The sequence below is a fragment of the Yersinia proxima genome (genome assembly GCF_902170785.1).
GTDB lineage: Bacteria > Pseudomonadota > Gammaproteobacteria > Enterobacterales > Enterobacteriaceae > Yersinia > Yersinia proxima.
Genome location: NZ_CABHYG010000009.1, coordinates 96,749 through 114,816 on the forward strand (window position 1 = coordinate 96,749; position 18,068 = coordinate 114,816).

Sequence of the window (18,068 nt, forward strand, 5' to 3'; positions counted from 1 at the left end):
TTCGCTCGCAAAAGCGGTTGTTCACCATTCAAACAGCTATCACTTTTTTCAGGATGACACCCTAACACATCATTTTTGCGCTAAAGCGGCTAAATAGACGTAAAAATACCGGCTTATTGAGCCATCGAATTTCCACTTACAGCAAATAATGGCATGCCGATAAAAGGGGATATCAGCTATTGATGCGTTATCGCTCACAGCATTTGGGAGTCTGTTTTGTTCCAACACATTAGTTACATAAAAAATACTAACTCAAACGTTATTCAGCTTGGCCAAGGACGTGTATGAATGCCTCGATAACTGGCGGTGAAAATCGTGAGAACACCTTTACGACGACACTGGCACGCCTACGCGCGAATCCAAAAATCCCACTGCTGATTGCTGCGGCTGCGGCGGTCGCTATTATTGTCGCGCTGATGTTATGGGCTAAAAGCCCGGATTATCGCGTCCTTTATAGCAACCTGAATGATCGTGACGGTGGTGATATCGTCACGCAGTTGACGCAACTGAATATTCCCTATCGCTTCGCTGATAATGGCGGAGCATTGTTGATCCCGGCAGATAAAGTACATGAGACCCGTCTGCGTCTGGCTCAACAAGGTTTACCTAAAGGTGGTGCAGTAGGCTTTGAACTACTGGATCAGGAAAAATTTGGCATCAGCCAATTCAGCGAACAAGTCAACTACCAGCGTGCGTTGGAAGGCGAACTGGCACGAACGATTGGCACACTCGGCCCGGTCTTAAATGTGCGGGTGCACTTAGCCATGCCGAAACCGTCACTGTTCGTCCGTGAGCAAAAATCACCAACAGCCTCTGTCACACTCGCCCTACAACCAGGTCGTGCTCTTGATGATGGTCAAATCAACGCCATTGTCTATATGGTTTCCAGCAGTGTGGCAGGTTTACCGCCAGCTAACGTCACCGTTGTCGATCAAACCGGACGTCTGTTGACACAATCGGATAGCGCCGGTCGTGATTTAAATGCAGCGCAACTCAAATTTACCAATGAAGTTGAAAACCGCTTCCAGCGCCGCATTGAAACTATCCTCGCACCGATGGTGGGCAGCGGTAATGTTCATGCACAAGTCACCGCACAAGTTGATTTTGCCAGCCGCGAGCAGACTGACGAAGAGTACAAACCGAATCAGGCTGCTAACCAAGGGGCTGTGCGCTCTCAGCAAGTCAGTACCAGTGAACAACTCGGTGGGAGCAATGTCGGGGGTGTTCCAGGGGCATTATCCAACCAGCCTTCAGCCACACCGGTCGCACCGATTGAAGTGCCTCAGGCAACCCCTGCGGCAGGTGCTGCAGCAAATACCGCTAACGCAGCGAATCGCCCGGCAACCGCAGCCAGACAAACCGCGACGTCCAGCAATAGCCGTCATGACCAAACCACCAACTTCGAAGTTGACCGTACTATCCGCCATACCCAGCAACAAGCCGGCATGGTGCAGCGCCTCTCTGTTGCCGTGGTGGTTAATTACGGCAGCGATAAAGCGGGTAAACCTATCGCGCTGAGCAAAGATCAATTAGCGCAGGTGGAATCGCTAACGCGCGAGGCCATGGGTTTCTCCACGGTACGCGGCGACACATTAAATGTGGTGAACACACCGTTTAATGCCACTGACGATGCTGGCGGCAGTAACTTGCCATTCTGGCAACAACAGTCGTTCTTTGATCAGTTGCTGAATATTGGTCGCTACTTGCTCATCTTACTGGTGGCGTGGATCTTGTGGCGCAAACTGGTGCGCCCACTGATAGCTAAGAAGCAAGTGGCGGATAAAGCAGCAGCATCAGTCAATAACATTGTTCAGGCTGCACAAACCACTGAAACAGCGAAACAAACTAAAGAAGAGCTGGCCCTGCGTAAGAAAAATCAGCAACGAGTCAGTGCTGAAGTTCAGGCCCAGCGTATACGCGAACTAGCGGATAAAGACCCACGTGTTGTCGCGCTGGTTATCCGTCAATGGATGAGTAATGACCAATGAGCCTGACCGGAACTGAAAAAAGCGCCATCATGCTGATGACTCTGGGTGAAGACCATGCCGCCGAGGTGTTTAAACACCTCTCCTCGCGTGAAGTCCAACAGCTCAGTACCACCATGGCGAGTATGCGTCAGGTTTCTCACCAACAGTTGGTTGATGTATTGGCTGAGTTTGAAGACGATGCAGAGCAATATGCCGCACTGAGTGTGAATGCCAGCGATTACCTGCGCACCGTGCTGATAAAAGCATTGGGGGAAGAACGCGCCTCCAGTCTGTTGGAAGACATTCTGGAATCACGCGAAACCACCAGCGGCATGGAAACCCTCAACTTTATGGAGCCGCAGATGGCGGCCGATCTGATCCGCGACGAGCATCCGCAGATTATCGCCACTATTTTGGTTCATCTGAAACGCGCTCAAGCGGCCGATATTCTGGCACTGTTCGACGAACGCCTGCGTAACGATGTCATGTTGCGTATCGCCACCTTCGGCGGCGTTCAACCGGCGGCATTGGCTGAATTGACCGAAGTGCTGAACAACCTGCTCGATGGTCAGAATCTCAAACGCAGCAAAATGGGCGGTATCCGCACTGCGGCTGAGATTATCAACCTGATGAAGACTCAGCAGGAAGAGACGGTTATGGACGCGGTACGCGAATACGACGGTGAATTGGCTCAGAAAATTATCGACGAGATGTTCTTGTTCGAGAATTTGGTCAGTGTCGACGACCGCAGCATCCAGCGTTTACTGCAAGAGATCGACAACGAGTCGCTACTGATAGCCTTGAAAGGTGCCGATCAGGCACTGCGCGAGCGCTTCCTCAGCAACATGTCGCTGCGGGCAGCAGAAATTCTGCGCGACGATTTGGCCACCCGTGGGCCGGTACGTATGTCTCTGGTCGAAAACGAACAGAAGGCCATCTTGCTTATCGTCCGTCGTTTGGCGGAAAGCGGCGAGATAGTCATCGGCGGCGGCGAGGATATCTATGTCTGATAGGATTAATACCCTGCCCTGGCAACCCTGGTCATTGAATGACTTTGCCAGCCAACCTGAGCCTACCGCGGCCGCTGCGCCGCCGGATATCAGCATGCTGTTTACTGATGAGCCCAGAGAGGACGGCGAACCAGCAGAAGGTGATGAACAGCAGATATTGATGAACCTGCAACTCGAAGCCGAGAAGCAGGGTCGCCAGCAAGGATTTGCCAAAGGGTTACAAGAGGGCCTGGATAAAGGTTACCAAACCGGTCTGGAAGAGGGGCATCAGCAAGCGCTGGCCGATGCTGAGAAACAATTGGCCCCTATCACCGCACACTGGCAAACCTTGGTCAGCGACTTCCAGAATACCCTTGATGCGCTGGACAGTGTCATTGCCTCACGGCTAATGCAAATGGCATTGGCGGCAGCCAAACAGATTCTGGGTCAACCGGCGATTTGTGATGGCACCGCGTTGCTGGCACAAATTCAGCAAATGATTCAGCAAGAACCCATGTTTGCCGGTAAACCGCAATTGCGTGTCAATCCTAATGATCTCGCCGTGGTTGAGCAGCGCTTAGGCTCGACCTTGAGTCTGCATGGCTGGCGTTTGTTGGGCGATAGCCAAATTCACCCAGGTGGCTGCAAAGTCAGCGCTGAAGAAGGTGATTTGGATGCCAGTCTGGCGACGCGCTGGCATGAATTATGCCGTCTGGCAGCGCCGGGAGAATTATGATGACTGCGCGCCTCGGTCGCTGGCTGGCTTCGATGGATAAATTCGAAGAGCGTATTAGCCAATCAACTACCATTCGCCGTTACGGGCGGTTAACGCGTGCCACCGGTCTGGTGCTGGAAGCCACTGGTTTGCAACTGCCACTGGGGGCCACCTGTCTAATCGAGCGCCATGATAACGGTGAAGTACAAGAAGTTGAGAGCGAAGTGGTCGGCTTTAACGGCCAACACCTGTTCCTGATGCCACTGGAAGAAGTGGAAGGGATTGTGCCCGGCGCCCGTGTTTATGCGCGCATCACCACCGGTGGGGCTTCTGCCAGTAAACAGTTGCCACTCGGCCCAGAACTACTGGGGCGCGTATTAGATGGCAGTGCCAAGCCACTGGATGGTTTACCCGCTCCTGAAACCGGCTATCGCGCCCCGCTCATCACTCCCCCGATCAACCCATTACAACGTACCGCAATTGAACAGGTATTGGATGTTGGCGTACGTACCATTAATGCCCTGCTGACCGTCGGTCGTGGGCAGCGTATGGGGCTGTTCGCTGGCTCTGGGGTGGGGAAAAGTGTGCTGTTAGGCATGATGGCTCGCTACACCCAAGCGGATGTGATTGTGGTTGGCTTGATCGGCGAACGTGGCCGAGAAGTAAAAGATTTTATTGAGAATATTTTAGGCCCCGAAGGGCGTGCGCGCTCAGTCGTCATCGCGGCACCGGCTGACGTATCGCCGTTACTGCGCATGCAAGGTGCGGCTTATGCCACTCGTATTGCAGAAGATTTTCGTGATCGTGGTCAGCATGTCCTGCTTATCATGGACTCCCTGACGCGCTATGCCATGGCACAACGTGAAATCGCGCTGGCTATCGGCGAGCCTCCGGCGACCAAAGGTTATCCGCCGTCGGTATTCGCCAAATTACCGGCGCTGGTTGAGCGTGCCGGTAACGGGGTGTCCGGTGGTGGATCGATCACCGCATTTTATACGGTATTGACCGAGGGCGACGATCAGCAAGACCCGATCGCCGACTCAGCTCGCGCCATTCTTGATGGGCATGTGGTGCTATCGCGCCGCCTGGCTGAATCAGGTCACTACCCCGCTATTGATGTTGAAGCCTCTATCAGCCGTGCCATGACCTCACTGATAGATGAGAATCATTACAGCAAAGTTCGTCAATTTAAACAATTGCTTGCAAGTTTTCAGCGTAACCGCGATTTGGTCAGCGTTGGAGCCTATGCCGCCGGCAGTGACCCATTACTGGATAAGGCCATTGCTTTGTATCCGCAAATGGAAATCTTCTTGCAGCAAGGCATGTTCGAACGCAGCAGTTACGAAGATGCCTGCCAGCATCTGAAAAGCCTGTTTCCGGGTTAATAGCCAGTGACCCAAGCCACAGCCCCTGTCGTATACCCAAAGTAGTTGGCGTTGCAGGTAGGCGGCAAGTGAATAAATCCCGATGAGCTGACTCAAGTCAGTGATTCGGGTGCATGAACGTAGCTAACAACCCTGCGGCGTCAAATACGAAGGGTATTTGAGGAATACGATGAAAAATCAGTCACCTCTCGTCACCCTGCGCGACCTGGCTCAAAAGGCAGTCGAGCAGGCAAGTACTCAATTAGGGCAGGCACGCCTGTCCTATCAGAATGCTGAGCAGCAACTCAGTATGTTGCTGTCCTATCAGGATGAATACCGGGTGCGGTTGAATGACACGCTGAGTAACGGCATGGCCTCTTCCAGTTGGCAAAATTATCAGCAATTTATTCAAACACTGGAGCAAGCCATTGAACAACATCGTCATCAATTGGCCCAGTGGAATACCAAAGTTGAACAAGCAGTCAAGCATTGGCAAGAAAAGCAACAGCGGTTAAATGCATTTGAAACACTGAATGAGCGGGCTGAAACCAGCGCGCGCTTGCAAGAAAACCGATTGGATCAAAAATTGATGGATGAGTTCGCTCAGCGCGCCTCACAAAGGAGTCTAAATTCATGAATCTGTCTTTATTGCCTGCTGTTACAACTGCTGGTGAAGCCGAGGGGGCATCATCCTCATCATCCATTGCAGCACTCTTTACCGACGCAGGGTTGCCGGCTGATTTCGCCAAACTGTTAGGCGATCAATTGGGAAAAGAACTCACCGCTCTGGATGCTTCGACCCTGAAATCATCTCTCGCTGCAACAACTGACCTCACCGCTGATGTTGACAGTGGTAAGTCAGCTGGCGGTAGCAGCAAGTTGAACCAATTATTGGCGGCATTAGGTGATATCAGTGCCACGCTACCGGCGGGTTTGACTCATGCCGGACAGACTGGCGAAGCAGCCGGTAGTAAGAAAACCGCAACCAGTGATGACAGTAAGCTCGACAGTGCCAGTGATAAAACTGATCCCACTGCATTGCAGACGTTACTGGCAATGTTGCCGCATCAGGTCGCTAACACGTTGGGCACTGCGAACAATGGGCAAAAGGCCACACTGACTGATGGTAAAGGCTTGACGGACAGCAAAACTACCGTCCAGCAAGATATTGCCACTCTAACCAGCCTGACATCGCAAGATAAAGGGTTAGCTGCGCTGATCGGTGGCACCGTAGGCAGTGTGAAGAGTGATAAAGCTGCGAACAGTGGCGATACCTTGCCAGGCGCAACCACTAAAACCAAAACTACCGCCGCTCAAGATAAGCAGGCTCAGTTAAGTGCGAAAGATACCGATACTCTTAATGCCAAAGTTGCACCGCTGGCCGCACAAGTTGATACCACAGTGACCGCCGCCACAGATAGAACTCTGGTCAGCTCGGCTGCCGTGACCCCGTCCCTCCCTCCGGTGTCCAGCCCCGTGTTATCGACTACCGCCAGCACCCATATCGCGGCTCCTGCAAGTGGTTATTTAAGCGCACAGTTGGGCAGCCAGGAATGGCAACAATCGCTGGGGCAACAAGTGATTATGTTCAGCCGCAATGGGCAACAAAATGCCGAGTTGCGCCTCAATCCGCAAGAATTGGGGGCGTTGCAAATTAGTCTGAAAATCGACGATAACCAGGCGCAGTTACACTTTGCTTCAGCACACAGCCAGGTTCGGGCCGCAATTGAAGCTGCTATGCCAAGTTTGCGCACCGCTCTGGCTGAAAGTGGTATTCAGTTAGGCCAAAGCAGTGTCGGCAGCGAAGGTCAATGGCAACAAGCACAACAACAAAGCCAGCAGAATCAGCAAGACTTTGCCTCACGCGGTCAACCTGGATACGGTGAAATCGCCACGGACGGAGTGCTGAGCAGCACGCAATTGGTCACACCAGCCTCACTGCAAGCGCTGGCAAATGGTAACGGCGGCGTTGATATTTTCGCCTAGCGGGGATGTTAATTGCGCCAAAAGGTGACAAACGAGCAAGTTAGGCCGTTTTTCGCCACCTATTCTGCCTATTGGGATTAAAGATACGCGGGATAATCATTAGTAATAATTTGGATAGCCGGGTGTCAGTTGCTCCTGGCTATTACCGTGAACCACCGGTTTGATACCAAAACAGGAATTTGCCTTCTCCATGTCTCAAAATACCTTCCCGGCCAAGCGTAAGAGTTCGATCTGGGTGATCCTGCTGGTGCTGATTGCCGTAGCAGCCACTGCGGGTGGCGGTTATAGCTGGTGGATACTCAATCAGAGTAAACCCGCCACAGCGAAAGTGGCCCCAGTAATCCCGGTATTCATGCCACTGGAGACCTTCACGGTCAATCTGATCACGCCAGATAATAATCTGGATCGTGTGCTTTATATCGGATTAACGTTAAGACTTCCCGACGATGGCACTCGCACAAGACTTAATGACTATCTGCCGGAAGTGCGCAGCCGTCTGCTGCTACTGCTCTCCCGTCAGTCCGCTGATAGCCTGGCGAACGAAGAAGGCAAACAGCGGTTAGTTGGTGAAATTAAAAACGTTCTTAGCCCGCCAATGGTTAAAGGTCAACCTAATCAGGTAGTCAGCGATGTGCTGTTTACCGCATTTATATTGCGATAATCATTATGGGCGATAGCATTCTTTCACAAGCAGAGATTGACGCACTGTTGAACGGCGACAGCGGAGGTGATGAACCCGAAGCTGTCACTGGCAACGAGACAGACGTCAAGCCTTATGATCCGACGACCCAGCGACGTGTGGTGCGTGAGCGTCTCCATGCGCTGGAGATAATCAATGAGCGGTTTGCCCGTCAGTTCCGTATGGGGCTGTTTAACCTGTTACGCCGCAGCCCAGATATCACGGTTGGCCCGATAAAAATTCAGCCATATCATGATTTTGCCCGTAATTTGCCCGTGCCAACTAACCTCAACTTAATACATTTGAAACCGTTGCGCGGAACAGCACTGTTTGTTTTCGCTCCGAGTTTGGTATTTATTGCCGTTGATAACCTGTTTGGCGGTGATGGCCGCTTCCCGACCAAAGTGGAAGGCCGCGAGTTTACGCATACAGAACAACGCGTCATTAACCGGATGTTACGTTTAGCATTAGACGCTTATCGCGACGCCTGGGCTCCCATCTATAAGATAGATGTGGAATATGTCCGCTCTGAAATACAGGTGAAATTCACCAACATCACTACTTCTCCTAACGATATTGTGGTCACAACCCCTTTCCATGTGGAGATCGGTGCGTTAAGTGGTGAGTTTAATATTTGTATTCCATTCGCCATGATTGAGCCATTACGCGAGCTGCTGACCAATCCACCCCTAGAAAATTCCCGTCAGGAAGACAGTCATTGGCGTGAGACTTTGGTCAAGCAAGTTCAGCATTCCGAGCTGGAACTGGTGGCTAATTTTGTCGATATCCCACTGAGATTGTCGCAGATACTCAAGCTACAACCGGGGGATGTGTTACCGATAGATAAACCGGATCGACTGATTGCTCATGTCGACGGCGTACCAGTGCTGACCAGTCAGTACGGAACATTAAACGGGCAATATGCCCTACGTGTTGAACATTTGATTAACCCTATTTTGAATGCTCTGAATGAGGAACAGCCCAATGAGTGACCCTAAGTTTCCGTCTGATGATGGAAAGGAATCCGTGGACGATCTGTGGGCTGATGCGTTTAATGAGCAGCAGACAGCGGAGAAACCAGCGGCCACTACTGATGGTGTATTTAAATCACTGGAAGCGGCAGACGCACTGGGTAACCTGCAAGATATCGATTTGATTCTTGATATCCCGGTGAAACTGACCGTTGAATTGGGTCGCACCAAAATGACTATCAAAGAGCTGCTGCGTCTGTCCCAAGGTTCAGTTGTTTCTCTGGATGGCCTGGCAGGTGAACCTTTGGATATTCTGATCAACGGCTATCTGATTGCGCAGGGTGAAGTGGTGGTGGTTGCGGATAAATACGGCGTTCGCATTACTGACATTATTACCCCGTCAGAACGTATGCGTCGTCTGAGTCGCTAATGACCGCAGCGCAAACAGTGGCGACAATAACCACTGACTCAACATCTTCTGATTCCGCACCGGCTGCCGATATGCCGGTGTTAGGAAATACTCAGGTGACAATACCACAAACCCCTGTTACCGGGTTTGCGGCCAGTCATCCGGGTATCGCCTCGCAACAAGCTGCCCCAGCGATACCCGCAGGCTCAGTGTTGACGCAAGTTGGCTCGGTGCTGGGCGGTATTTTACTGCTGATTTTATGTGCCGCCTGGCTGGTGCGCCGCTTAGGTTTTGCACCACAGGCCCGCAACAATAAGTTGTTAAATGTGCGAGCCAGTTGTCAGGTTGGTCAGCGCGAACGCGTTGTTATTGTCGAAGTGGACAACACCTGGCTGGTATTGGGTGTTACTGCACAAAATGTGACACAGCTTCATACTCTGCCACGCCCATCGGTTGACGAAACCGACACCGCGCTGTCGGCTGATAGTGGAAAACCGGCCGATTTTCGCCAGATACTGAACACCTATCTATTAAACAAAAAATCGCTGTCAAACAAGAATTCGCTATTAAACAAGAAGTCAAAACCTCCGGAAAAATCGGCATGATGTCCCTGCGTCCACTCATCAATAAAGCCCCCCTACTGCTATTTGCACTACTGTGTTCTCCAGCAGCAATGGCGCAACTGCCGGGTATTATCAGCCAGCCGTTGGCCAATGGCGGGCAAAGCTGGTCTTTACCGGTACAGACGCTGGTCTTTATTACCACCCTGAGCTTCCTGCCTGCTGCATTACTGATGATGACCAGCTTTACTCGCATCATTATTGTGCTTGGGTTGCTGCGTAACGCATTGGGTACTCCCTCAGCACCACCGAATCAGGTGATGCTGGGTTTGGCGCTGTTCCTGACTTTTTTCATCATGTCGCCGGTGTTTGACAAGGTCTATCAAGATGCTTATCTGCCCTTCAGCCAGGACAAAATAAGTATGGAAGTCGCGATGGATAAAGGCTCGCAACCGTTGCGCGAGTTTATGTTACGCCAGACCCGCGAATCTGACCTGGCGCTGTATGCCCGTTTAGCTAATCTGCCGCCACTGGAAGGGCCTGAAGTCGTACCTTTGCGCATTCTGTTACCGGCGTATGTGACCAGCGAACTGAAAACCGCTTTCCAAATTGGTTTTACCGTATTTATTCCGTTTTTGATTATCGACCTGGTGGTGGCCAGTGTGCTGATGGCTCTGGGGATGATGATGGTTCCGCCCGCCAGTATCTCGTTGCCCTTCAAACTGATGCTGTTTGTGTTGGTTGATGGTTGGCAGTTGCTACTCGGCTCGTTAGCGCAGAGTTTTTATAGCTGATTAACCCATCATATTTCACGCTACATGTGCGTTGGCTGCTTTCGTTCACCCCAGTCACTTACTGATGTAAGCTCCTGGGGATTTACTCTATTGCCGACTTCCTGTAACGCGAACTATTTAGGGTTATAAATAAGTATTTTTACGTCTCATTCATAACGGTTGTGCAAGGGGTAAATACGTCATGACACCAGAATCGGTAATGGCCCTCGGCGTTGAGGCAATGAAGATAGCCCTTGCACTGGCTGCACCATTATTGCTGGCGGCATTAATCAGCGGCTTAATTGTCAGCCTGCTGCAAGCCGCAACACAGATCAACGAAATGACACTGTCATTTATCCCCAAAATACTGGCAGTGTTCGCTACCATGGTTATTGCTGGCCCGTGGATGCTCAGCCTGATCCTTGACTATATGCGTAATTTATTCACCAGCCTGCCAACGTTGATTGGCTAAGCATGCTGTCTCTTGATACCACTCAACTTAGCGTCTGGGTCAGCCAGTATTTCTGGCCACTGATCCGCATCTTGGCACTGATCACTACTGCGCCAGTATTAAGTGAAAAGCAGATTAACCGTAAAGTGAAAGTTGGTCTGGCGGTATTAATTACCTTTTTGATTGCTCCCTCCCTGCCAGCGGTAAATATTCCTTTAGTCTCCAGCGGAGCTTTCTGGGTCGCTGGCCAGCAGGTATTGATTGGCGTCGCTATCGGCTTGACTATGCAGTTTGCTTTTGCCGCTATCCGATTGGCCGGTGAGGTAATTGGTTTACAAATGGGTTTGTCTTTCGCCACCTTCTTTGACCCCTCCGGTGGGCCGAATATGCCGGTCCTCGCCCGGTTGTTAAACTTACTGGCGATGCTGTTATTTCTCTCCTTCGATGGTCATTTGTGGCTAATTTCTTTATTAGCCGACAGTTTTCATACCTTGCCTATCCAGTTCGAGCCACTTAATGGTAATGGTTTTCTGGCATTAACTCAGGCCGGTTCTTTGATCTTTATGAATGGTCTGATGCTGGCATTACCGCTCATTACTCTGCTGCTTACCCTAAACATGGCGTTAGGGATGCTGAACCGTATGACGCCACAACTTTCTGTTTTCGTTATTGGTTTCCCGCTGACATTGACGGTCGGTATTATCTCGCTGGGATTAATCATGCCACTATTAGCACCTTTTACCGAACATCTGTTTGGCGAGTTCTTTGACCGCCTGGCGGGTGTATTAAGTGGTCTGGCAGGTTAAGTCTTAAGATTGTAGTAAGCCAGTAAACGAGATTATCCCGATGAGCTTACATCAGTAAGTGATTCGGGTAAGCGAGTGCAGTCAACACTGCTGCAACTTGAAAGATGACGACATACCTCTATCCAATAGATTTCATGTTGCAGCAAGGCGGCAAACGAGATTATCCCGATGAGCTTACATCAGTAAGTGATACGGGTAAGCGAGTGCAGTCAACACTGCTGCAACTTGAAAGATGACGGATAGAAAAGAAGGTATGTCACCCCAAACCTTAGTGGGAAAAGGTGACATACCAAAAAGTGTACCCGGTTTAAGTACACTTAAGAGGGAACCTGCGGGCTGGCCCACAGGTCGAAGACGGATTACTTATTCAGTTGGAACAGAGACAAGCCCTGCATATTGGTGAATGTGGTGTATGACGCCTGTAATGCGGCTTGTTGCATGACATAGGACGAAATAGCAGCGTTCCAGTCCACATCTTGTAAGTCACTCAAACGCTGTTCGTTGATTAACTTACGATCAGAACCCAGGCTGTCAAGACTGTCTAATTCCTGTAATTGCGTACCAATCTCAGCCTGTACTGACAGCACGTTGTTCAGTGAGTTAGCCATGCCGCGGATGCCTTTATCCATCTCATCAGAAGCCTGCTGTTTCACATCATCCGTTGCGCCTTGCAGTGGGGTCTTCAATGACTTCAACACGGTGTCGATGGTATTAAAGATATTGCTTTCAGCGGCTACCGGATCACCATTCACATCATTAGGCTCTGGTGTCGCATTGCTGGTTAATGCCATAAATACGCTGGAACCGGTATGCCCCACCGTCATGGTACGGTTCGAGTCTACCCGTTGTTGAATCGCAACATCTCCCCCGACATAAGTCACTTCACCGGTATTGCTCACCGCGAAAGGCGCTTTATCACTTTGAAAGCCACCAAACATATAGCGGCCATTACCGTCAGTGGAGTTGGCCTGATTCAACAGCTGGTCTTTTAGACCCTGCAATTGTGTTGCCATTGACGCCCGGTCATCATCACTCAAAGAGTCTTTAGCGGCACCAATGATCAGACTTTGAATCGACTGAATGGTGGAGGTCGCCTGTGACAATACAGTGGTTTCCAACGAGGAGCTTTGGCGAGCATAACTCCGGGCTAAGGTGTATTGATTATTTTCTGACTGGGACTGTGACACCATAACCGCCTGAGAGGCCGCCATCGGATCATCAGAGGGATTGACCACCCGCTTACCCGTCGAGAGCTGTTGGCCCGACTGCATCCACAAGGATTGAGCATTAGTGATGCCCTGCATATTTTGTTGATACAGCATGCTGGTACTTAAGCGCACGATGTCAGTTCCTTTTTAGCAACAGCTTAGTCAGTTTTCCCGTGTTAAGTGCAATACTGACTAAACCTAAAATGAGATAAGTAGCGGCAGCAACGCCCTGCCGCTAACCCAAAATTACCCGCGCAAGTCCAGCAATGCGTTAAACAAAGTTGAAGCGGTTTGCATCACCTGCGCATTCGCCAGATAATATTGCTGGAAACGCTGTAAATCACCGTACTCTTCGTCCAGATTCACGCCAGAAATTGACTGCTGTTCTGCCGTCAACTGGGTAACGATGTTGGCCTGCGCCGTGCTATTGGTTTTTGCCGTGGCTGTCTGGTTACCCACATTACTGACCAACCCGGCATAAGCACCTGACAGTGTTGCTTTACCATCGACCAGTTTCTTGGTTTGTAGATCCAGCAGTGCTTGCGCATTGACGTTGTCACTTGCACCACCATCAGCAGTTCCACCCGCGGCAATCATGCTGGAGTCTGTAATGGCAACCTGTAAATTAGCCGCGACGTTAGAAACGGTTTTAACTGTGAATTTATCTTTCGCTTGTGGGCCGGTTGTGCCGTTATCAATACTGACCGCCACACCGTCAAAATTCAGCGTCGGCTTACCGTCGGCATCCGTACCCGCCGTAGTCGGCACTTTGGTGTTATCCGACAAACGTGTGACCTGCCAATTGGTGCCATCAAATTCCACGGTATAATCACTGGCTTTTACTTTAGAGGTATCGGTATAAGCCACAGTTAAACCGGCATCGCCCTGATTTTTGCTATTTTTCACCACAGAAGGGTCTGCGAAGCTGAAGAAATCTGTGCCCGCATCACCATTAGCATCAAAGCCAGCTTTATGTTGGGTGTTAAAGCTATCAGCCATCACCAGCGCTAATTGCCCCAGTTGGTTACGAGCGCTATCCAGCGCTTCGCTGCGGAATTTCAAGGTTCCACCCAGTGACCCGCTAGTCAGGCGACTTTGGTCGATCTCCATGGTCTCGCCAGAGCCACGGTTATAGCCCAGGGTGAGGCGAGTCGCATCGGCACTGGATGGAATAGCTTCTACTTTATAAGCATTCGGCCCTTGCACCAGAGACAAGCCACCGGCAAACGACACATTGTAAGTATCGCCATCTTGCTGGGTTACCGTCACGGCTACAATCTGGTTTAACTCGGTCACCAATTGATCACGTTGGTCGAGTAAGGCATTCGGCTCACTACCACTGCTGCCTCGCAGACGGGTAATCTGGTCATTTAGTTTGGCGATTTGCTCTGCATAGTTATTAATTTGCGTCGCACTGTCGGTTATCTTTTGATTAACGCCAGTATCCATATCGCGCAGATATTTATCGGCATTTTGGAATTGGTTAACCAACCCTTCGGCTTTACCCAATACTGTTTTACGCGCAGCATCATCGCCCGCGTTACTCACCAGATTTTGCAAGTTACTAAAGAAGTCTTGCATCGTGGTTGAGATATTATTTGAGGTATTGGACAGTAAATTATCAATTTGCGAAATTTGTTGATAATAGGTTGTCAGCCCGCTGCTTTGCGTTTGCGAGGCACGCAATTGGTTGGTAATAAAGGCGTTATACTCACGGTTAACACCGGTCACGGACACACCATTACCAATAAAACCCGCAGGGCTTAAGGTGCCACCGTTTTGCGCAAAAATAGTGTTCTGACGGTTATAACCGGCTACCTGGAAATTGGTGATGTTGTTACTGACGGTGCTCAGGGCATATTGTGCTGCGCTCAGACCACTCATCGCAGTATTCATTAAACTATTGGACATGAAGAGATCCTTTTACCGCAGGCGATTCACATCGCACACCTGCATTTATTAATATGGGGATACTGCCTGAGGAAACCTAAGCCCCCGCACAGCCTATCTATACCCTTCTTACTTGAAGCCGTAGCTATGTTAGCTGCTCTCTCTCACCCGAATCACTGACTGATGTCAGCTCAGCGGGATTCGCTCGTTTGCTGCCGTGCTACAACTCCAATTACTTTGGGTATTATCGACCCGAATTTAGAAAACTTGAGTGAAAATATGGGTGTAAAACTCGATCATCACCAAAGTAATTGAAGTCGCAGGTAGGCGGCAAGCATGTGAATCCCGCTGAGCTTACTCAGGTAAGTGATTCGGGTTCTCATGCGAAGCCAACACTCCTGCGGCTTCAAGTACGAAGGGGATTAGAACAACTGACTCAGATCGCTACTGTAGGCTTTTACCGCCTGTTCACCGGCATTCTTCATTTGCTGAATGACACTCACCAATTTTTGAGCATATTGCGGATCAGTCGCATAACCGGCACGTTGCAAAGCATGCGCGCCTTGTTCAGGGCTTTGAGCCGCAGCGACATTGGCGTAGCGCGGATTTTGAGTCAGCAATTTGACATAATCACTGACAGCCTCGACGTAGGAGCCATAAACCCGGAAGCGGGCTTTGGTTTTCTTCGCCACACCTTGCTCATATTCCGTGGTGGTGATTTCACTGACCGGGCCATCCCAGTTGCTACCTGCTTTGATACCAAAGACGTTATAACTGCTTTTGCCATCAGCCGTCGGGATCTCTCGCTGACCCCAGCCAGATTCCAACGCGGCCTGCGCCATAATAAGCTGATGCGGAATGCCACTCTGTTGGCTGGCAATTTGTGCCGGAATCGACATACGTGCGACGAAGTTGCCGGTGCTTTGTGGCAGTGACGCTGAATTGTTGGCCGGTGGTGTCGGTATTGCCCGACGCACCATTTGCTCCAATGCTTGCGCTGGCAGAGTTTGCAGAACTTCGTTATCCAGCATCATTGGCACTGTGCCTGCCGCTTCACTCGGTGAAGTCGTACCCGAAAGCTGCTCCACCATCATATCCGCCAGCCCTAACCCCTTAACCGACATTTGCTGAGCGATCTGTTGGTCATACATTGAGGTATAGAGACGAGTTTGATCACTGTTCATAACGCCATCTTGCGGCAAAGCAGAACGCATGCTTTTCAGCATCATCTGCACAAACATCCCCTCCACCTGCTGTGCAACCTTCTTTAGGTTGCCATCGGGATCTCTGGCCGCATCGCGTTTTAAGCTATTCAGCGATTGGGTATCATAAGCCGCCCCGAACATTTCATTGGCGCTGCCAGGCATTGCCATCAAATCGCTCATTAGATAATTTCCAATTTAGCCCGTAAGCAGCCGGCACTTTGCATCGCCTGCAAGATAGACATCAAATCGATCGGTGTGGCACCCAGTGAGTTCAAGGCGCGTACCACATTATTTAGATTCGGGCTGGCATTAACGCGCTGCAATACGCCACCTTGTTGCTGAACGGAAATTTGGGTATTCGGTGTCACAACCGTCTGGCCACCACCGAACGGCGTATCTGGCTGACTGACGATATTTTGTTTATCCACCACCACCGACAGGTTCCCTTGGGCTACAGCACAGGAATCCAACACCACATTGCGGTTCATCACCACCGAGCCAGTACGGGAGTTGATAATGACCTTGGCATCACCTGCATCAACATTGACTGGAATATTCTGGATATCCGCCAGGAAACGCACCTGTGAACTGTTACCGCGCGGTACTAAAACCTGAATAGTTCGGGCGTCGATGGCGGAGGCAGAACCGAAACCACGCTGGCGGTTGATAGCATCACTGACCTGCTGCGCCATGGTGAAATCTTCATTATTCAATTGCAGATTAATCACCCCATCAGTGCCAAAGGTGGTCGGCAGTTCGCGCTCAATCGTCGCGCCATTACTGATGCGCCCACCGGTTAATTGGTTGACCTGAACACTGCTGCCACCAGAGGAAGCCCCCGCTCCTCCCACTAATACGTTACCTTGCGCCAGGGCATAAACCTGATTATCGACCCCTTTTAGCGGGGTCATCAGCAGCGTACCACCACGAATACTTTTGGCGTTCCCCATTGAGGACACCACCACATCAATAGTTTGCCCTGCACGGGAAAACGCCGGCAACTTAGCAGTAACCATCACTGCTGCCACGTTTTTGAGCTGCATATTAGTGCCCGGTGGCACGGTAATCCCCAGTTGGGACAACATGTTGCTCAGACTTTGTGTGGTAAACGGTGTTTGCATGGTTTGGTCACCGGAACCATCTAACCCCACCACCAGACCGTAACCAATTAATGCGTTATCGCGCACGCCCTGAACGGTCACCAAATCGCGGATACGCTCGGCTGACGCCGGTAATGACACCAGCGTGAACAGCACAACAAGCTGCATAATAAATTGAGTGATAAGTGACTGTTTACGCATCAATGGGCCTCTTAGTATGGCGAAACATTAAGGAAGAACCGCTGCAACCAGCCCATGGTTTGCGCTTCATTGATATAACCATTACCCACATACTCGATACGCGCATCAGCCACCTGAGTTGAGGTCACGGTATTACTGCCGCTGATGGTGCGTGGGTTGACGACCCCAGAGAAGCGAATGAATTCGGTGCCCTGATTAATTGCTATCTGTTTCTCACCCACCACATGCAAGTTGCCGTTAGCCAGCACTTGATCGACGGTCACTGTGATGGTGCCACTGAAGGTGTTGTTCGCATTAGCCCCCCCCTTGCCACCAAAGGTGTTATCACCAGAAATATCCATATCCGCGCGTGCATTACCCAGTAACCCTTCGAGATAGCGAGGAGCAGTCGCAACACCAAATTTGCTGGAACCATTACGGCTCGCATTGGCTGAAGAGCTTTTGCTGGCACTGACATTTTCCTGCAAAGTGATCGTCAGTGTGTCACCGACATTACGTGGGCGACGGTCTTCGAACAGTGGCTGATAACCATAGTTCATCGGCTGGGCAGCCTGGAAAATAGAACCATTCGGAAGTGGCGCACTGGCAGGAGCAGGCTGGGCAGAGGTCGAACCATCTACCAGTGATTTGTGCGGAATATACGCGCAGCCATTGAGTAGCAGCGTCGCCATCAAAGGCGCACCCACCCATTTCAACTCAGCTAATTTACGCAGCGGCTTTCTATCCATCTCTGATTATCTGTCCTGTAACCTGTTGGCGGCTGGCAAGATCAGCCATTCTGCGGCAATCAGGGG

The 18,068-nt window shown here is 50.8% G+C and carries 18 protein-coding genes; 13 read left to right on the plus strand and 5 right to left on the minus strand.

Annotation, left to right across the window (positions count from 1 at the left end; genetic code table 11):
• Positions 1–284 precede the first annotated feature (284 nt).
• The 13 genes from fliF (at position 285) to fliR (ending at position 11,670) form a co-directional block, all read left to right on the plus strand.
• Positions 285–1,988, plus strand: a complete 1,704-nt coding sequence (gene fliF, locus FTB31_RS07075; protein ID WP_050075384.1) for a flagellar basal-body MS-ring/collar protein FliF — start codon at positions 285–287, stop codon at positions 1,986–1,988.
• Complete coding sequence (gene fliG / locus FTB31_RS07080; protein WP_025377924.1) at positions 1,985–2,977, plus strand: flagellar motor switch protein FliG; 993 nt, start codon at positions 1,985–1,987, stop codon at positions 2,975–2,977. Before fliF ends, fliG begins: the two co-directional genes overlap by 4 nt.
• The gene (gene fliH, locus FTB31_RS07085) at positions 2,970–3,692 is read left to right on the plus strand and encodes a flagellar assembly protein FliH (protein ID WP_050075383.1); all 723 of its coding nucleotides are present in this window, start codon (positions 2,970–2,972) and stop codon (positions 3,690–3,692) included. The genes fliG and fliH overlap by 8 nt, the downstream gene beginning before the upstream one ends.
• Complete coding sequence (fliI, locus tag FTB31_RS07090; RefSeq protein ID WP_050075614.1) at positions 3,692–5,056, plus strand: flagellar protein export ATPase FliI; 1,365 nt, start codon at positions 3,692–3,694, stop codon at positions 5,054–5,056. Before fliH ends, fliI begins: the two co-directional genes overlap by 1 nt.
• A 169-nt stretch (positions 5,057–5,225) precedes the next feature.
• Positions 5,226–5,672 carry a flagellar export protein FliJ gene (gene fliJ / locus FTB31_RS07095; RefSeq protein WP_050075382.1) on the plus strand — a complete coding sequence of 149 codons (447 nt, stop codon included), beginning with the start codon at positions 5,226–5,228 and terminating at the stop codon, positions 5,670–5,672.
• The gene (locus tag FTB31_RS07100) at positions 5,669–7,021 is read left to right on the plus strand and encodes a flagellar hook-length control protein FliK (protein WP_227731247.1); all 1,353 of its coding nucleotides are present in this window, start codon (positions 5,669–5,671) and stop codon (positions 7,019–7,021) included. Before fliJ ends, FTB31_RS07100 begins: the two co-directional genes overlap by 4 nt.
• Before the next feature lie 190 nt (positions 7,022–7,211).
• A complete protein-coding gene (fliL, locus tag FTB31_RS07105; RefSeq protein WP_050075380.1) occupies positions 7,212–7,682 on the plus strand; it encodes a flagellar basal body-associated protein FliL in 471 nt (156 codons plus the stop codon).
• Positions 7,683–7,687: 5 nt separating this feature from the next.
• Complete coding sequence (gene fliM / locus FTB31_RS07110) at positions 7,688–8,692, plus strand: flagellar motor switch protein FliM (RefSeq protein WP_025377919.1); 1,005 nt, start codon at positions 7,688–7,690, stop codon at positions 8,690–8,692.
• On the plus strand, positions 8,685–9,101 hold the full coding sequence (fliN, locus tag FTB31_RS07115) for a flagellar motor switch protein FliN (protein WP_077174932.1): 417 nt from the start codon (positions 8,685–8,687) through the stop codon (positions 9,099–9,101). Before fliM ends, fliN begins: the two co-directional genes overlap by 8 nt.
• On the plus strand, positions 9,101–9,685 hold the full coding sequence (gene fliO / locus FTB31_RS07120) for a flagellar biosynthetic protein FliO (protein WP_077174931.1): 585 nt from the start codon (positions 9,101–9,103) through the stop codon (positions 9,683–9,685). Before fliN ends, fliO begins: the two co-directional genes overlap by 1 nt.
• Positions 9,682–10,434 carry a flagellar type III secretion system pore protein FliP gene (gene fliP, locus FTB31_RS07125; RefSeq protein WP_050075377.1) on the plus strand — a complete coding sequence of 251 codons (753 nt, stop codon included), beginning with the start codon at positions 9,682–9,684 and terminating at the stop codon, positions 10,432–10,434. The genes fliO and fliP overlap by 4 nt, the downstream gene beginning before the upstream one ends.
• A 181-nt stretch (positions 10,435–10,615) precedes the next feature.
• Positions 10,616–10,885 (plus strand): flagellar biosynthesis protein FliQ, encoded by a 270-nt coding sequence (gene fliQ, locus FTB31_RS07130; protein ID WP_050075376.1) that lies wholly within the window; start codon positions 10,616–10,618, stop codon positions 10,883–10,885.
• 2 nt (positions 10,886–10,887) lie between these two features.
• The gene (gene fliR / locus FTB31_RS07135) at positions 10,888–11,670 is read left to right on the plus strand and encodes a flagellar biosynthetic protein FliR (protein ID WP_077174930.1); all 783 of its coding nucleotides are present in this window, start codon (positions 10,888–10,890) and stop codon (positions 11,668–11,670) included.
• A 359-nt stretch (positions 11,671–12,029) separates the two neighbouring features.
• On the opposite strand, the gene flgL is transcribed toward fliR, so the two are convergent.
• The 5 genes from flgL to flgH form a co-directional block, all read right to left on the minus strand.
• Complete coding sequence (gene flgL, locus FTB31_RS07140) at positions 12,030–13,010, minus strand: flagellar hook-associated protein FlgL (protein WP_050075374.1); 981 nt, start codon at positions 13,008–13,010, stop codon at positions 12,030–12,032.
• Positions 13,011–13,124: 114 nt separating this feature from the next.
• Positions 13,125–14,789: a flagellar hook-associated protein FlgK gene (gene flgK, locus FTB31_RS07145; protein WP_050075373.1), complete on the minus strand. Its 1,665-nt coding sequence runs from the start codon at positions 14,787–14,789 to the stop codon at positions 13,125–13,127.
• Between the two features lie 401 nt (positions 14,790–15,190).
• Positions 15,191–16,153 carry a flagellar assembly peptidoglycan hydrolase FlgJ gene (gene flgJ, locus FTB31_RS07150; RefSeq protein ID WP_175631688.1) on the minus strand — a complete coding sequence of 321 codons (963 nt, stop codon included), beginning with the start codon at positions 16,151–16,153 and terminating at the stop codon, positions 15,191–15,193.
• Positions 16,153–17,274, minus strand: coding sequence for a flagellar basal body P-ring protein FlgI (locus FTB31_RS07155; RefSeq protein WP_050075371.1), 1,122 nt, complete (start codon positions 17,272–17,274; stop codon positions 16,153–16,155). The genes flgJ and FTB31_RS07155 overlap by 1 nt, the downstream gene beginning before the upstream one ends.
• A gap of 11 nt (positions 17,275–17,285) precedes the next feature.
• Positions 17,286–18,002, minus strand: coding sequence for a flagellar basal body L-ring protein FlgH (gene flgH / locus FTB31_RS07160; RefSeq protein ID WP_050075370.1), 717 nt, complete (start codon positions 18,000–18,002; stop codon positions 17,286–17,288).
• Between the last annotated feature and the right edge of the window lie 66 nt (positions 18,003–18,068).

Bases quoted from the DNA above. Each gene is read 5' to 3' on its own strand.
- fliF (WP_050075384.1), top strand. From the start codon at position 285: ATGAATGCCTCGATAACTGGCGGTGAAAATCGTGAGAACACCTTTACG.
- fliG (WP_025377924.1), top strand. From the start codon at position 1,985: ATGAGCCTGACCGGAACTGAAAAAAGCGCCATCATGCTGATGACTCTG.
- fliH (WP_050075383.1), top strand. From the start codon at position 2,970: ATGTCTGATAGGATTAATACCCTGCCCTGGCAACCCTGGTCATTGAAT.
- fliI (WP_050075614.1), top strand. From the start codon at position 3,692: ATGACTGCGCGCCTCGGTCGCTGGCTGGCTTCGATGGATAAATTCGAA.
- fliJ (WP_050075382.1), top strand. From the start codon at position 5,226: ATGAAAAATCAGTCACCTCTCGTCACCCTGCGCGACCTGGCTCAAAAG.
- FTB31_RS07100 (WP_227731247.1), top strand. From the start codon at position 5,669: ATGAATCTGTCTTTATTGCCTGCTGTTACAACTGCTGGTGAAGCCGAG.
- fliL (WP_050075380.1), top strand. From the start codon at position 7,212: ATGTCTCAAAATACCTTCCCGGCCAAGCGTAAGAGTTCGATCTGGGTG.
- fliM (WP_025377919.1), top strand. From the start codon at position 7,688: ATGGGCGATAGCATTCTTTCACAAGCAGAGATTGACGCACTGTTGAAC.
- fliN (WP_077174932.1), top strand. From the start codon at position 8,685: ATGAGTGACCCTAAGTTTCCGTCTGATGATGGAAAGGAATCCGTGGAC.
- fliO (WP_077174931.1), top strand. From the start codon at position 9,101: ATGACCGCAGCGCAAACAGTGGCGACAATAACCACTGACTCAACATCT.
- fliP (WP_050075377.1), top strand. From the start codon at position 9,682: ATGATGTCCCTGCGTCCACTCATCAATAAAGCCCCCCTACTGCTATTT.
- fliQ (WP_050075376.1), top strand. From the start codon at position 10,616: ATGACACCAGAATCGGTAATGGCCCTCGGCGTTGAGGCAATGAAGATA.
- fliR (WP_077174930.1), top strand. From the start codon at position 10,888: ATGCTGTCTCTTGATACCACTCAACTTAGCGTCTGGGTCAGCCAGTAT.
- flgK (WP_050075373.1), bottom strand. From the start codon at position 14,789: ATGTCCAATAGTTTAATGAATACTGCGATGAGTGGTCTGAGCGCAGCA.
- flgJ (WP_175631688.1), bottom strand. From the start codon at position 16,153: ATGAGCGATTTGATGGCAATGCCTGGCAGCGCCAATGAAATGTTCGGG.
- FTB31_RS07155 (WP_050075371.1), bottom strand. From the start codon at position 17,274: ATGCGTAAACAGTCACTTATCACTCAATTTATTATGCAGCTTGTTGTG.
- flgH (WP_050075370.1), bottom strand. From the start codon at position 18,002: ATGGATAGAAAGCCGCTGCGTAAATTAGCTGAGTTGAAATGGGTGGGT.